The following is a 14,636-nucleotide window of genomic DNA, read 5'->3' as shown; positions in this document are numbered from 1 at the left end:
CATAGGCGGATGACGCGGAAACGGCCCCTCCCGGGGCCGTTTCAGTTCCAGATCGTTGTTTTCGCCCGCTGAGCTGGGCCTATGCCGGAATCTCTCCCACAGAAACCACCGAAGAGCCTTTTTTTCCGCAGTCCCAACGGAGCCGCGCCTCAGGCTCAGGCGCAGATTGTCACATAAGAGGGCCAATCGGAGGCTCAGTTTGACAATGTGCGGCGATACCGGGCGGATGCCCGCTCGCCTCACCGGCCGCGCCGGCAACCTCGACCACCTCGCCCCGAGGCGCGTCGGGCTCCCGGAGGAGCGTGGTATCATGGCCGCAACCTGTGGCACATTCAGCTGGTCCGCCCCGCCCAACCCGGCCACCCGGCCCGCCGGGCCACATAACCAAACGCGCACCGCCCGTTCGCACCCTAAACGCACCAAGGAGGGCCATGCCGCTCTTTTCTGCACATACTCCGCGCGGCGACAGCCTCCGTCGCGCCGCAGCCGCCGACCCGGCCGACGTTCTTGCCAACGTCCCGCCGGCCGGTGCCGCCGCGCGCGCCCTCCTCAGGCGCTACCGCCCGCTGCGCACCGCAGGTCAGGGCACCTTTGGCGCGGTGGAGATCTGCCTCGACGCGCGTCTCCAGCGCCGCGTGGCCATCAAGCGCATGCCGCTCGCAGGCGGCGCCGCCAACCAAGACACCCAGGGCGCCCTCGGCGTGCACGCGGGCCTCAACAAGACGCGCGTCGTCCGCCTGGGCGAGGTCGACGCACACGCCGCGCAGCTTGCCGACAACGCGCCCGGGCCCACCGCAGCCGGCGACCCCAGTACCCCAGCGCCCCTCCAGGTGGAGACTGTCGCCGCCGCGCTCGCCGAGGCCCGCACGGCAAGCCTTCTGCAGCACGGGCACATCGTTTCGGTCATCGACTTCACCTTTGACGCGGCCTACGCCTACCTCGTTATGGAATACGTCGACGGCATGTCGCTCGCCGAGTTTCTTGAGCAGGTCGACGGCCACTCCCTCACCTACGACGAGGCCGCCGCGGTGGCCGACGCCCTCGTGCAGGCGCTCTCCTTTGCGCACGAGAACGGCGTCCTCCATCTCGACGTCAAGCCCGCCAACGTGCTCATAGACCGCAACGGCAACGTCAAGCTCACCGACTTTGGCATGGCCACACTCTCCGAGGCCGCCGGCTTTGGCGGGGCGCGCGGCGGCACCGTGGGATATATGCCGCCCGAGCAGATCGTGGGCGCCCCGGTGGACGAGCGGGCCGACACCTTTGCCCTCGCCGCCGTGCTCTACGAGTCGCTCTGCGCCCAGAACCCCTTCCGCACCTCAACGCCCGCCGCCTCCATCGAGGCGGTGCGCAAGGGCCCGGCGGACCCGGTCACCCTCCTGCCCGACCTGCCCGAGCTTGCCGACCTTGCCCTCTTGGACGCTCTCTCATCGGCCCCGGAGGACCGCCCGGCGAGCATCGACGACTTTGGCGACCGCTTTCTTGAGGGGCTTGGCGACCCGCGCGCCGGTCGCCGGAGCCTCGCCCGCGTGATCGCCGAGCTCACCTCGGACGACGCTGAGGACGTTGAGGCCCGCGCCGCCGCCGAGGCAGAGCGCGGCCGACGCCCCGTTGAGCTCGACCCGGCCGAGGGCTGGCTCGGCAGCCGCACCCCGCATGCCCGTGCCATCGTGACGGGCGTGCTCGCCGGCCTCTCCACCGCCGCCTGCTCCGCCCGGCTGCTCGATATGCTCGGAGTCGCAAACCCCATCGCACAGCTCATCGTGGCGCTGGCCACGGGCGCGGCGGCCGGCGTTGCCCCGCAGCTGGGTTCCGCCCTCGTGGGCGCGGGGCTCGTGGTGGCGCTCGTCCAGGCAACCGACCTCCTCCCCGTACTCCCCGTTGCCGTGGGGCTCGTGGCGCTTATCGCCAGCTGGTGGTATGTCTGGGGACGCGCAAGCATAGGCAGCTCGGCCGTCTTCTGCGCGCTCCTGGCGGCAGGCGCCCTCACGGGGAACGCCGTCCTCTTTGCCGGACCGCTCGCCGTTGTTGCCGGCTACCTCGCCTCCCCGAGCGCCGCCGCGGCCACGGTGGGCCTCGGCACGCTCGTGGCCCGGCTCCTCGGCGCGGCCATCGCGGGCGGGGGGAGCTTGCCCGTAGCAGACGCAGCCGCCGCCCTTGCCGACGTACACCTCCTCGCCGGTGCGGCCGTAGCCGCCGCATGCGCCGCCGTAACGTCCATCCTTGCCGGCATGCTCTGGCGCCGCGTGCAGGACGGTCGAGGCAGATCCTTTGAAGCAGTAGTTGCGGGAGCCGCCGGAATTATGGTCGTTTTGCAGCTCTGCCTTGCAAACCCTGTGGAAAATACCAGCTCGCAGGCCCTGCCGTTTGCTGCGGCTTTGGGTGTAGGGGTGGTTTCCTCTATAATCTGGTTCATCTGTACGTACCTCATGGGCTTGCGAAAAGAATCGGCGGAGGGTGATCGTCCGTGAACTTCCTGAACATCTTCGAGGACCACGTGGCGGGCATCTTCGGCGCCACCCGCGCCCCGTTCTCCTTCAAAAAGCTCGCCAAGCAGGCGGCGCGCGAGATGGAGGAGCAGACGCTCGTCATCAACGGCGTCAACACCGCGCCCGCGCTCTACACCATCCTCATCGCCAACGACGATGACCCCCTCATGGCCCCCTACTACCCGCAGCTCACCCGCGAGGTGGCTGAGTTTGTCAAGGCCCAGGCCGAGAAGAAGAACTACGTCTTTGTAGGCGAGCCCCTCGTGCGCTTTATGATCGACCCGTCGCTGCGCGGCGGGCGCTTCTCGGTCTTTGCCGAGAACGTGGACAGCCCCACCCTGGGCCGCCTGTACGAGGAGGAGCGCGCCTACCAGCAGGGTCTCTCGCAGAGCCTCACGGGACCGGCTGCGCCGCAGACGCCCGCGCCCCAGCAGCGCCAGCAGACCTCGCAGCCGCGCCGCCGCGAGGCACCCGCGCCGCAGCCCCAGCCGCGCCGTGCTGCCGCGTCGCTCGCCGGCACGCGCGTGCCCGATGTCTCCACCCCGGCCGACCCGGCGGGCTACGCCGCCGCAGGCGCCATGGGTGCCGCCGCTGGCGCCGTGGCAGGTGCCGCCGCAGCCGGCGCCGCCTCGGGCCGCGACCCCTTCGTCTCGCTCGCCGACCCGGCGGCCCCCATCCCCGTTCCGCAGACCGTCACCCGCGCCCAGATCGACGGCATGGGCGGCGCGGCGGCCACGGGCGGCGCCATCACGGGCGCGCAGAGCATCGCCAACAACATGGTGGGCTCGCGCGCGCAGGTGGGCCTACCCCCGCTTGCGCAGCTCGTCGACGTGGTGACGGGCGACGTCTACGAGGTCTCGGGCCAGCAGTGCGTCATCGGCCGCGAACGCGCCGCCACCGACGTAACGCTGCGCGATCCCAACGTCTCGCGCCGCCACGCCCAGCTCACCTTTACCGGGCAAGACTGGTCTATCGAAGACCTCAACTCCACCAACGGCACGCTCGTCAACAACCGCCGCATCACGCGCTGCCCGCTGCGCGACGGCGACCTGGTGACCTTCGGCCTCTCCACCTTTGAGTTCCGGGGGTAGCCCATGATCGACGTCATTCTCTTTATCGGGCGCATCGTTCTTGTTGCGGTGCTCTACATCTTCTTGTTTGCCGTTATGAAGACCGGCGTGGGGCTCGTACGTGGCCAGCGGCGCGACTCCGCCATCTGGACGATCGACGTCGACAAGGGCCCCCGTGGCATCCGCGGTATCCACGTCGACATGCTCGGCCCCGTGATCGTGGGCCGCTCGCCCTCATCGGATATCTGCATTAACGAGCCCTTTGTCTCGGCCTCGCACGCGCGCTTCTCGCTCCAGGGGCCCGCGCTTGTGATCGAGGACCTCAACTCGCTCAACGGCACGCTCGTCAACGGGCGCGCCCTCACCGAGCCCGCCACCCTCCGCGAGGGCGACGAGGTGCAGATCGGTGACGTAGTTATGAAAGTGAACCGCCGATGACGGCCGACGATCGACAGAGCACCAGCTCCGCCTACGCACCAGAGGGTGCGCCCTTAAGCGGCACCGCCGACGACCTCGGCGGTGCTCCCCGTTTTGACGAGGGCGCGCTACCCGTTTGGGCCGAGGCCGCCGAGGTGCTCGCCGAGGGCGTATCGGGTGCGCACGCCGCGCCCACAGCAGACGCCACCCTACAGCGCGCCGCCGACGCGCCCATCGGGGCGCATGCAGCACCCACCCCGCACCATGCCGCGCCCGGCTTTGGCGAGACCCCGCTCACCGACCCCGCGCTCGCGGCCGACGGCGAGGACGCGCTCTTTGCCGCCCCGCTCGCCGGCGAGGCACCAGGCCAGGGCGACTACGCTGCGCCCGCTCCGGCTGCCGCCCCTGCGGCTCCGACACCTTCGGCGCCCGCCGACCAGGCGCCCCACGCCGTGGGCAACCACGCCGCCCCCGAGGCGCCGGCCGGCCATGCCTCCGCCGACGCACCCGGCGCCCCCGTGGCAGACAACGCCGAGGACGCCTCCCCTGCCGATACCGCCGACCTCGAGCGCGAGGCCGTGGACGCGGCCCTCGCCGCCGCAGCTGCCGGTGGCGCCGAACCCAGCACCACGGCCGAGATCGACGTGACCGAGGTCGAGGCCCGCCTCACCGACCCGGGCTCCACCCAGAGCTTTGAGGCCATCCCCGCGGAGCGCGTCGACACCGACTCCACCTACGACGCCGGCACCACCACGACCCTCATGTGGGGTGCCCGCTCCGACGTGGGCTGCGTGCGCACCCACAACGAGGACTCCTACCTCGTGCAGTCGCCGCTCTTCTGCGTCTCCGACGGCATGGGCGGGCACGCGGCCGGCGAAGTGGCCTCCTCCATCGCGGTGGAGACCATCGCCAAGCACGCCCCCACCACAGCCGACCCCGCCCAGCTCGCACGGGCCGTGGAGACGGCAAACACCGCCATCATGGAGGCGGCTGCCAACGGCGTGGGGCGTCCCGGCATGGGCTGCACCGCCACGGCAGCCTACATCGAGGGCACTCAGCTTGCCATCGCGCACGTGGGCGACTCGCGCGCCTACCTCGTGCACGACCACACGCTCATCCGCGTCACGCGCGACCACTCCTATGTGGAGGAGCTCGTCGACGCCGGCGAGATCACGGCCGACGAGGCCCGCGTGCACCCCAACCGCTCGGTCATCACGCGTGCGCTCGGCTCAGACCCCACCATGTACGCCGACCACTTCCAGCTCAACATCGAGGAGGGCGACCGCCTCATCCTCTGCTCGGACGGACTTTCGAGCATGATCCCCGACGCCGAGATCGAGACCATCGCCAACCAGTCGGCCACCGCCCAGATGGCCGTCGACAACCTGGTGGACGCAGCGCTCGCCGCCGGCGGCTCGGACAACGTGACCGTCGTGGTGGTGGACGTGGTGGACGACGGGCGTCTGCGCGAGGCGCTGCGTCGCCGCAAGCGCAACGTGCTCATTGCCGTTGCCGGGCTCGTCGCCGCGCTCGCTATCGCCCTTATCGCGATGTTCGTCTCTATCACCGGGAGCACCTACCTGGGCGTTAAGGACGACTGCGTGGCCATCTACACGGGCATTCCCGAGAGCTTTATGGGCATCAGCCTGCACTGGCTCGAGGACGAGACCGAGATTGAGGTCTCCGACCTGCCCGAGGACACCCAGCGCCGGCTCGAGGAGGGCATCGCGCAGCCCTCGATCGAAGACGCGCGCAGCGTGCTCAACGAGTACCGCCGCCAGATCTTTGCCGACCAGGCCCAGCGTGCCCAGACGGCCGAGGCCACCCAGGCCCAGACCGAGGGCGGCGCGGGCACCGAGAACAGTGCCGGGGCCGCAGGAGACGCGAGCGCCGGCAGCGCGACCTCCGGCACCGCAGACGCCGGCAGCGCCGACAACGCGGCCGCAGACACCCTCGCCAACACCGTCGCACCCACCCAGAGCACCCAGGAAGGAGGCACCGCATGAGCCGTCGTACCACCGAGCTTCTGCTGCTCATCGCCGCGGCCTTCCCCGTGACGCTCCTCTATGCGCTCTACGTCACCACCACGGGCGCCGCCCTCTCGTTTACCACCCTCGCTGTGCCACTCGGGCTCTTTGCCGCCTTTGCCGCGGCGCACATCGCCGTGCGCATCCTTGCCCCCGGGGCCGACCCGGCGATCTTGCCCATCGTCTTTGTGCTCTCGGGCATCGGCATCACCTTTGTGACGCGCCTTGCCCCCGACCTTGCCATGAACCAGCTCGTCTACCTCTTTATCTCCATCGCGCTCATGGTGGGCACGCTCGCCGTGGTGCGTAACCTCGACGTGGTGGCGCGCTACAAGTACACCTTTGGCGCCGTGGGCATCATCCTGCTCATCCTGCCGATCTTTATCGGCACCGCGAAGGGCGGCTCCAAGCTATGGATCAACTTCTTTGAGCTCTTTACCATCCAGCCGGGCGAGTTTGCCAAGGTCTTTATCGTGCTCTTCCTCGCCGGCTACCTGGCCGAGAACCGCGAGCTGCTCTCTATCTCAAACCGGACCATCCTCGGCTTCAAGGTGCCGCGCCTGCGTCTTTTGGCCCCGCTCTTTGTGGTCTGGGGCGTGAGCCTCGTCATCGTGGCCTTTGAGCGCGACCTGGGCTCGGCGCTCCTGTTCTACACGATCTTTCTCATCATGCTCTACGTGGCCACGGGGCGCATCTCCTACGTCATCATCGGCATTGCGCTCTTTGCCATGGGCGCGCTTGGCATGTACCAGATCATGGGGCACGTACGCACCCGCGTGGCCATTTGGCTCGATCCGTTTAGCGACGCGCAGGACACCGGCTACCAGCTCGTGCAGTCGCTCTACTCGCTGGCCGACGGCGGCCTGGTGGGCACGGGCATCGGGCGCGGACTCTCGGCGAGCATCCCCGTTGTGGAGAGCGACTTTATCTTTGCCACCATCGGCGAGGAGATGGGTCTCCTCGGCAGCTCGGCGGTGCTTCTGCTCTTTATGCTCTTTGCCGTGCGCGCCCTCACCACGGCGGCGCGCGCCAAGAGCGACCTTGCCGCCTTTACCGCCACGGGCCTTACCGCGGCCATCTCGTTCCAGGCGTTCCTCATCGTGGGCGGCGTGACGCGGCTCATCCCGCTCACCGGCGTGACCCTGCCTTTTATGAGCCAGGGCGGCTCATCGCTTCTGGCGAGCTTTATCGTAGTGGCCCTGCTGCTCCGCGCGGGCGACGAGGCCACCGGCCGCTCCACCGAGCTCACGGGCACGGGCGTTATGGAGGCGCTCCCCGCCCTCGAGGGCGTGCGGGCGCAGGCGGCCCCCGGCGTGACGGGCGTCTCCAAGGCCGGCACGCGCATCTTCTCGCGCTCCGCGGCGGGCACGGGTGCCGGCACCCCCGGCGGCTCGCATGCGCGCCCCGGCTCGCGCATGCGCCGGCGGCTCTTTGAGACCCCGGAGTCGGGCGTGCTCGGGCGCGTGGCCCTCGCCAAACGCCTCACGAGCGCGGTGATCTTCTTCACGGCGCTCTTTGCCGTGCTCATCGGCAACCTCACCTACATCCAGGTCATCAAGGCCGACGAGTACCAGAACATGCCGGGCAACAACCACACTATCACGCGCTCCAAGTACATCCAGCGCGGCAGCATCATCACCGCCGACGGCGTGACGCTCGCCGAGTCCATCCGCCAGGATGACGGCACCTACGTGCGGTCCTACCCCAACGGCAACCTCGCGGCGCACACGGTGGGCTACTACTCGCAGCAGTACGGCACCACCGGCATCGAGAACACCATGAACGACACCCTCACCGGCTCCGAGGACTACTCGAGCTGGGACAACGCCATCCAGTCGCTCGCAGGTATCGCCCAGCCGGGCAACTCGGTGCAGCTCACCATCGACTCGCGCATCCAGACGGTGGCCGAGAACGCGCTCGAGAGCCGCGGCCTCTCCGGCGCGATCGTGGTGCTCAACCCCAGCACGGGCGCCGTCCTCGCCAAGGCGAGCAACCCCACCTACGACAATACCAACCCGGCCTCCGCGCTTGCCGATACGTCGGGGTCGTCCTCGCTCTACGACCGCGCCACACAGGCGCTCTACACCCCCGGCTCGACCTTTAAGGCCGTGACGCTCTCGGCAGCGCTCGAGACGGGCACCGCCACGCTCGACAGCCGCTACGCCGCCCCCGCCGAGATGGAGATCGGCGGCGCGCCCGTTACCAACGCCGAGGACGTCGGCTACGGCACCATCACCCTCAAGCGGGCCTTCGCTGTATCGTCCAACGTGGCGTTTGGCCAGCTCGCAACTGATATCGGCGCCGACGCCCTCGTGGCGCAGGCCAACGCCTACGGCTTTGGGCAGTCGCTCGGGCAGGACTTCTCCACCACCCCGTCCATTATGCCCAACCCCTCCGAGATGACGGAGTGGGAGCTCGCCTGGGCGGGCGCCGGCCAGCCCGTTGGTCAGGGCCACGAGCCCGGACCGCAGGTCACCTGCATGCAGAACGCCGTCATCGCCGCGGCCATTGCCAACGGTGGCATCGCCATGAACCCCTACGTGGTGGGGCAGATTCTCTCGCCCGAGGGAACGGTCATCAGCACCACGCAGCCGCGCTCCCTTGGCCAGGCCATTAGCGCCGGCACCGCCGAGCAGGTCCGCGAGGCCATGCTCGGAGTGGTTGAGTCGGGCACCGGCTACGAGGCGCGCGTGCGCGGCGTAGAGGTGGCCGGCAAGACGGGCACGGGCGAGGTCTCCAAGGAGAACGCCAACTCGACCTTTATCGGCTTTGCCCCCTACGATAGCCCCCAGGTGGCGATCTCGATCGTCATCGAGAACTACTACGACCACGAGATCACGGCGGCAAGCGTTGCGGGCGACGTGCTCGCCCAGACGCTGAGCATCCTTGGGGTGGCGTAGCATGGGCGGCAGAGCGCACAGGAGCCGCAGGGCTTGCCGGACCGGGCTTAGCCGCGGGCGGCGCAGGGCCCAGGCGCGCGGGGACACCGCACGCGCGGGTGCGGACGCAAGCGTGACTCCGGCCCCGGCGGCAGACGCAGCTGCGGGCGCCGGTGTGCCCGGCGCAACGAGATAGGAACACCACGGACTGGGCGGGCGGCGCCCCGCACGAGCCCGGAAACGAGCAAGTACACGAGCATTGGTGAGGAGCAGGTAATGGAACAGCAGGTCCTCGGGGGAAGGTACCTCCTCAAGGATAAGGTGGGCACGGGCGGCATGGCGACCGTCTACCGCGCCCAGGATCAGGTGCTCGACCGCACCGTCGCCGTTAAGATCATGCTGCCGCAGTACGCGGCCGACGCCACCTTTGCCGCACGCTTTAAGCAGGAGGCGCAGGCGGCGGCCGGTCTCCAGAGCCCCTACATCGTGGGGGTCTACGACTGGGGCAAAGACGGCGACACCTACTACATCGTCATGGAGTTCCTCCGCGGCACCGACCTCAAGAGCGGCATCCGCGCGCACGGCGCCCTCGACCCCAAGAAGGTCGCCCAGATCGGCAGCCAAATCTGCGCCGCCCTCTCTGTGGCACACAAGCACGAGATCATCCACCGCGACATCAAGCCGCAGAACATCATGGTGCTGCCCGACGGCAACATCAAGGTGATGGACTTTGGCATCGCGCGCGCCAAGAACAGCCACCTCACCCAGGACAACAACGTGCTCGGCACGGCGCATTACGTCTCGCCGGAGCAGACCCGCGGCCAGGAGCTCGGCCCCACCTCTGACCTCTACTCGCTCGGCGTGGTGATGTACGAGTGCGCCACGGGACGCGTGCCCTTTGACGGCGACGACGCCATCTCGGTGGCGCTCAAGCAGGTCAACGAGCTGCCCGTGCCGCCCTCGCAGATCAACCCCGGGGTCGACCCCGACCTCGAGCGGATCATCCTCAAGTGCATGGAGAAGGATCCGACGGCGCGCTTCCAGTCGGCCGACGAGCTGCGCCAAGTGCTCAACAACTACCTGGCGGGCCGCCAGGTCGACGTGCCCGAGCCCACGCGCGTGATCGCCGGGGCGGCGGGCGTCGCCGGCGGTGCGGGTACGACCGAGACCCGCGTGATGGGCGACCAGACCCAGGCCATGGTGCGCCCGGCGGTCGACGCGGCGCGCGGTGCCGGTGCAACCACGGTCCGCGGCGGCGCAAGCGGCGGGACCGGCTCCTACGAGCCCGAGCAGAAGAGCGGCAAGGGCAAGATCGTGGCCGGCGCGATCGCGGCGATCGTGGTCATCGGCGCGGTGGTGGCGCTTGCCATGACGTTCCTGGGCGGAGGCAGCTCCACCACGGTGCCGAGCGTGCTCGGCATGACGCTCGACGAGGCCCAGGCCGAGATCGAGGCCGCCGGCTTTACCGTGGGCGAGATCACCCCCGGCTACAGCGACGAGTACGCCGAGAACGAGGTCATGGGCCAGACGCCCTCCGGCGGCATGTCGGAGCCCGAGGGCACGGCGATCGACCTCACCGTCTCGCGCGGCGAGGAGCCCGTTGAGGAGGTTGAGGTGCCCAACCTCGTGGGCAAGACGGCCGAGGAGGCCCAGCAGCTGCTCGATGAGGCGGGCCTTCTGGGCAACGCCTCCGAGGAGGCCAACGACGCCGACGAGGGCACCGTCTTTGAGCAGACCCAGCAGGCCGGCAGCAAGGTCGAGGTGGGGAGCACCGTATCCTACAAGGTCTCGACCGGCCCCAGCACCGTGACCGTGCCCGACGTGCGCGGCTACGACGAGGCCACCGCTCAGAAGATGCTCGCCGATGAGGGCCTCTCCTACTCCAGCACCTCCACCTACGACGACTCCATGGGCGAGGGCAACGTCATCAGCTACAGCCCCGGCGGCCAGGTTGCCCCCGGCACCACCATCCAGCTTGTGATCTCGCTCGGGCCGGAGCCCGTAAAGACGGCCACGGTGCCCAACGTGACCGGCTCGTCGCAGTCGAGCGCCAAGAGCGCGCTCCAGAACGCCGGCTTCCAGGTGAGCGTGCAGACGCAGACGAGCTCCTCGGTGCCCGAGGGCCAGGTTATCAGCTACTCGCCGAGCGGCACACAGGAGCTGGGGACCACGGTGACGATCGTGGTCTCGAGCGGCCCGGGCGCGAGTGCGGGCGGCGATACCGGCGGCTCCGACGCAGACGACGCACAGACGCCGAGCACCCAGAGCGAATAACCCCACTGGTTGTGCGCTACGAGAACGGGCTCCCTTCCCTGCGGGAAGGGAGCCCGTTTTGCTGTAGCAGGTGTCTTGGGGGAGTGTATGTCAACTCGAGCCGGAAAACTGTGTATGGATGGCGATTTATCGAGTAGACACGCATCCTCCAAGCTCTTTACCTGTGTTTTTTTCAACAGCCTCTCAGGGTCTACTGCACATGCAGTACTTCATACACAGTTTTTCGACTTGAGTTGACAATCGGCGACGGCGCCGCGGGTCCGACACCCCCTACCGGATGAAGTTCATCTGAGCGCGATGCACGCGGCCGGGGTAGACATGTCCCGCCGCTGCCCCATCCTGGATGCACTGGATAAGCCAGGCCACGTTGAGCCCGAGTTGGCGCAGCACGGCCAAGCCCTCCTCGTCCTGCGCGGCCTCCTCGGGTTTGTTGCCATAGAGCTCGTTCCAGTAGTACGACGAGACGATAGGCATGCCCGAGATAGAGAAATACTTGTTGAGCTGCTCATACGCCGTGGTCTCGCCGCCGCGCCGGCAGTTGACCACCGCGGCGCCCACCTTGCCCGACCAGTCAACCGCCCCGGTGTAGAACAGGCGATGCATGGCGCTCGTCACCTGGCCGGATGCGGCAGCATAGTGCACGGGTGACCCGATAACGATGCCATCCGCCTCCTGCGCCTTTGGGATGAGCTCGTTCACCACGTCGTTTATCACGCAGCGCCCGATCTCACGGCAGCGGCCGCAGGCCAAGCAGCCGCTGATGGGCTTGGCACCGAGCCAGAAGACCTCACTCTCGCACCCGCCTTCCGCAAGGCCCTCGGCCACCGTCTCGAGCGCCAAATTGGTAACACCCGTCTTGTGCGGACTTCCGTTGATGAGCAGTGCCTTCATGCGCTTCCCCTCCCAGAATCGAGCCATCAGATTCGCCCACGTTTATACCCCGCGAAACGCTTGTGCGGACGTCTCGCGGCATGCTGCGTGGGATGCACCGTGTGCACCACCCGCCGTGCGCAGGCTAGGCCTCCCTGATCACCGAGACACCTTCGTGCGCGTCAAGCGCCGCGGTATCCACATCGACCCCCGCGGGCGCCGCGATGCTCACCTCAACTCCGGCGGCCGTGCGCTGCCAGCGCACCTCGATGCGCCCGTGCGGCGTCTGGTACGAGCACGAGACGGCATCGGTCGCGCTCGAGAAATACGGGTCAACGATCACGCGGTTTGCCGCCACGGCATCGTCCGCCACGCGGATGCCGCCCAAGGCCCGCATAAACCACTGCGCATAGCTCGTAAACATGGCGTGGTCGTAGCTCGAGAGGTGCTCGGTAAACTGCTCGGCGAGCGCACCGTTGCCGCCGGCGAGCATGTCGAGCAGGCTCGGATGCTCCGTGCGGGTGAGCCACGCCTCCACCACGTCGTTATGACCCGTGCGGTTGAGCAGGTCAAAGGCGAGCATCGTGCCAAAGATACCCGTGGTGAGGATGCCTCCGCGCGCCCAGAAGTCGGCCACGAGCAGCTCGGCCTGCCGCCCTGCGTCGCCGAGGCCCAAGAGCTCCACCGGCAGCGCCCGGCCGTTCACCTCCACGCGCGCCAGGCCGAGCACCGCGAGCGCAAACTCAAACGTGGCGCCGGCGAAGAGCGTGCCGAGCGCCTCGCCCGAGGACGGCAGGTTCACGAGCGCCGGATAGAGATAGTTCTGCTTACCTACTGCTACCGGGGCGTCTTCCCCATGACGCTCGACGGCGAGCCCGTGACCCTGCACGAGGGGGATTGCCTCATCGCCGACCGGCACTGCCCGCATGCCGTAGACGAGCTCGGCCCGGGGACTATCGCCGTCAAGGTGGTACTCAACGACCGGTTCTTTGAGAAGCGGATGCTTGCCGACCTCAACCGCGTTGGATCGAGCTTTGGCCTGGCACTTGCCACACGCGGCACCGACCACGCCGGATGGCGCGTCTACCGGGCGGCGGACATGCTCAGCCGCTCCTGCATAGACCTCATACTTGGGGAGCATCTCGACGGGGCATAGGATCGGCCGACATCATCGACGACCTCTGCGCCGCCCTGATCACCCATCTCATCAGGTCGAACGAACCCGACACCGCCTCGCCGGAGAGCGCAAGAAAAGACTCGGAGCTTGTGGGGCGTATGCACGAATATGTGGCGCAGCATTATCGGGAAGGGCGTCTGAGCGCGCTGGCCGACGCGCTCGGCTACGACGCGTCGTACCTGGGCGCGTACATCAAGCGCGAGACGGCGCGCACGTTTAAGCAGCTCGTCAAGGAGGAGTGGATGCGCCATGCATCGCGCATGCTCCGAAGCTCGCAAGAGCCCATTTACGAGATTGCGCAGAGCGTGGGCATCTCAAACCTCACGCAGTTCTACCGGCGCTTTCATGAGTATGCAGGCATGACACCCCAGGAGTACCGGACCTCGCCGCCGCGGTAGAAACATCGACGCATCCGCCTAAAGCCGACAGGGCGTCTGAAAATAGAGGATGGGGCTTACGCCAAAAGCCCTCGCCGGGCGTACCGACGAGGGCTATGGTGCAGGTTTATGTAAATCGCTCCACGCTGCAATAGCGCAAGCTGCGAACGGAGCTAGTCCAGAAACGCCTCGTTGAGCGTCACGCCAAAGTCGCGGGCGATAGCGCGCAGGCTTTCGTCCTCGATGGTCTGCCGCACGGGGAGCCCCGTCGAGAGGACCTTCACGTAGATCTCGGCGCTCTTCTCGATGGTGTGCGCCAGGCCAAAGGTCGTGTCAAAGTCCGGGCCGCTCGCAAAGAGACCGTGCTGCGCCCAGACGGCCGCCTGGTAGGTCTCCATGAGCTTGCTCGTGGCCTTGGCGATGTCCACGCCGCCGGGGACCATCCACGGCACCACGCCCACGCCCTCAGGAAAGACCACGGGGCACTCCGTGGCGCTCTGCCACAGCGGGCGGGTAAAGTCGCGGTCGGTGAGGGGCAGCACGTAGGTGAGCGCGATCACGTTGGTGGCGTGGCAGTGGTAGATCACGCGGTTGGCACCGCCCGTGACGCGCTTGCGCACGCTGTGGTTCATAACGTGCGTAGGGAACTCGCTCGTGGGCACGGCGCCGTTCTCAAGGCCCCACACGATCCGCCAAGCACTGCCGGCATCGTTGATCTCCACGATGCCGATGTTGGCCGCGGGCGCCAGGGGGACGTTGCGGAAGTACTTGCCCGAACCGGTGGTGATGAAGTACTCACCGGCGAGGTTCTCGCAGGCCACACCCATCTCGTGCCACTCGCGGGGCTCTGCGGTAAAGGCGGGGCGCGCAGTTTCCACGTCCTCTTCGGTCATGCGGTAGGTGAGGTTGCCGCCGTTGCGCTCGTGCCAGCCCTGCAGCCAGCCGTCCTCGCACATGCGGATAAAGCCCTCGACCGCCGGCGTCTTCAAAATGTCAGTCATGGTTGTTCCTCTCTCTTATCCAAACGGGATGGATTGCAATCATTTTGAGACGGGG

11 protein-coding genes are annotated in these 14,636 nt (G+C 68.0%); 8 read left to right on the top strand and 3 right to left on the bottom strand.

What is annotated here, in order from left to right; all coding sequences use genetic code 11:
• Window positions 1-431: 431 nt before the first annotated feature.
• The 6 genes from B5G20_RS09660 (at window position 432) to pknB (ending at window position 11,156) form a co-directional block, all read left to right on the top strand.
• Window positions 432-2,471 carry a serine/threonine-protein kinase gene (locus B5G20_RS09660; RefSeq protein WP_087356702.1) on the top strand — a complete coding sequence of 680 codons (2,040 nt, stop codon included), beginning with the start codon at window positions 432-434 and terminating at the stop codon, window positions 2,469-2,471.
• Window positions 2,468-3,580 carry a DUF3662 and FHA domain-containing protein gene (locus B5G20_RS09655; protein WP_087356701.1) on the top strand — a complete coding sequence of 371 codons (1,113 nt, stop codon included), beginning with the start codon at window positions 2,468-2,470 and terminating at the stop codon, window positions 3,578-3,580. Before B5G20_RS09660 ends, B5G20_RS09655 begins: the two co-directional genes overlap by 4 nt.
• Window positions 3,581-3,583: 3 nt before the next feature.
• Window positions 3,584-3,997 (top strand): FHA domain-containing protein, encoded by a 414-nt coding sequence (locus B5G20_RS09650; protein WP_087356700.1) that lies wholly within the window; start codon window positions 3,584-3,586, stop codon window positions 3,995-3,997.
• Window positions 3,994-5,982, top strand: a complete 1,989-nt coding sequence (locus B5G20_RS09645; RefSeq protein WP_087356699.1) for a Stp1/IreP family PP2C-type Ser/Thr phosphatase — start codon at window positions 3,994-3,996, stop codon at window positions 5,980-5,982. The genes B5G20_RS09650 and B5G20_RS09645 overlap by 4 nt, the downstream gene beginning before the upstream one ends.
• A complete protein-coding gene (locus B5G20_RS09640) occupies window positions 5,979-8,903 on the top strand; it encodes an FtsW/RodA/SpoVE family cell cycle protein (RefSeq protein ID WP_087356698.1) in 2,925 nt (974 codons plus the stop codon). Before B5G20_RS09645 ends, B5G20_RS09640 begins: the two co-directional genes overlap by 4 nt.
• Window positions 8,904-9,158: 255 nt before the next feature.
• Window positions 9,159-11,156, top strand: a complete 1,998-nt coding sequence (gene pknB / locus B5G20_RS09635; RefSeq protein WP_087356697.1) for a Stk1 family PASTA domain-containing Ser/Thr kinase — start codon at window positions 9,159-9,161, stop codon at window positions 11,154-11,156.
• A gap of 270 nt (window positions 11,157-11,426) precedes the next feature.
• On the opposite strand, the gene B5G20_RS09630 is transcribed toward pknB, so the two are convergent.
• On the bottom strand, window positions 11,427-12,047 hold the full coding sequence (locus B5G20_RS09630) for a flavodoxin family protein (RefSeq protein WP_087356696.1): 621 nt from the start codon (window positions 12,045-12,047) through the stop codon (window positions 11,427-11,429).
• Between the two features lie 124 nt (window positions 12,048-12,171).
• A complete protein-coding gene (locus B5G20_RS09625; protein ID WP_158094439.1) occupies window positions 12,172-12,828 on the bottom strand; it encodes an alpha-L-rhamnosidase C-terminal domain-containing protein in 657 nt (218 codons plus the stop codon).
• A 54-nt stretch (window positions 12,829-12,882) separates the two neighbouring features.
• Between B5G20_RS09625 and B5G20_RS10390 the strand changes: the two genes are divergently transcribed.
• The gene (locus tag B5G20_RS10390) at window positions 12,883-13,182 is read left to right on the top strand and encodes a hypothetical protein (RefSeq protein WP_158094438.1); all 300 of its coding nucleotides are present in this window, start codon (window positions 12,883-12,885) and stop codon (window positions 13,180-13,182) included.
• A gap of 119 nt (window positions 13,183-13,301) precedes the next feature.
• The gene (locus B5G20_RS10385) at window positions 13,302-13,601 is read left to right on the top strand and encodes a helix-turn-helix domain-containing protein (RefSeq protein WP_158094437.1); all 300 of its coding nucleotides are present in this window, start codon (window positions 13,302-13,304) and stop codon (window positions 13,599-13,601) included.
• A 152-nt stretch (window positions 13,602-13,753) separates the two neighbouring features.
• Here B5G20_RS10385 and rhaD read toward each other — a convergent pair whose 3' ends face one another.
• Entirely contained in the window at window positions 13,754-14,581 is an 828-nt protein-coding gene (rhaD, locus tag B5G20_RS09615; protein ID WP_087356694.1) for a rhamnulose-1-phosphate aldolase, read from the bottom strand.
• Between the last annotated feature and the right edge of the window lie 55 nt (window positions 14,582-14,636).

This window comes from Collinsella sp. An7 (assembly GCF_002159335.1).
Lineage (GTDB): Bacteria > Actinomycetota > Coriobacteriia > Coriobacteriales > Coriobacteriaceae > Coprousia.
Note: the sequence above shows the minus strand (reverse complement) of the source record. Positions and strands in the feature narration are given on the sequence as shown.

Bases quoted from the DNA above. Each gene is read 5' to 3' on its own strand.
- B5G20_RS09660 (WP_087356702.1), top strand. From the start codon at position 432: ATGCCGCTCTTTTCTGCACATACTCCGCGCGGCGACAGCCTCCGTCGC.
- B5G20_RS09650 (WP_087356700.1), top strand. From the start codon at position 3,584: ATGATCGACGTCATTCTCTTTATCGGGCGCATCGTTCTTGTTGCGGTG.
- B5G20_RS09645 (WP_087356699.1), top strand. From the start codon at position 3,994: ATGACGGCCGACGATCGACAGAGCACCAGCTCCGCCTACGCACCAGAG.
- B5G20_RS09640 (WP_087356698.1), top strand. From the start codon at position 5,979: ATGAGCCGTCGTACCACCGAGCTTCTGCTGCTCATCGCCGCGGCCTTC.
- pknB (WP_087356697.1), top strand. From the start codon at position 9,159: ATGGAACAGCAGGTCCTCGGGGGAAGGTACCTCCTCAAGGATAAGGTG.
- B5G20_RS09630 (WP_087356696.1), bottom strand. From the start codon at position 12,047: ATGAAGGCACTGCTCATCAACGGAAGTCCGCACAAGACGGGTGTTACC.
- B5G20_RS10390 (WP_158094438.1), top strand. From the start codon at position 12,883: ATGACGCTCGACGGCGAGCCCGTGACCCTGCACGAGGGGGATTGCCTC.
- B5G20_RS10385 (WP_158094437.1), top strand. From the start codon at position 13,302: ATGCACGAATATGTGGCGCAGCATTATCGGGAAGGGCGTCTGAGCGCG.
- rhaD (WP_087356694.1), bottom strand. From the start codon at position 14,581: ATGACTGACATTTTGAAGACGCCGGCGGTCGAGGGCTTTATCCGCATG.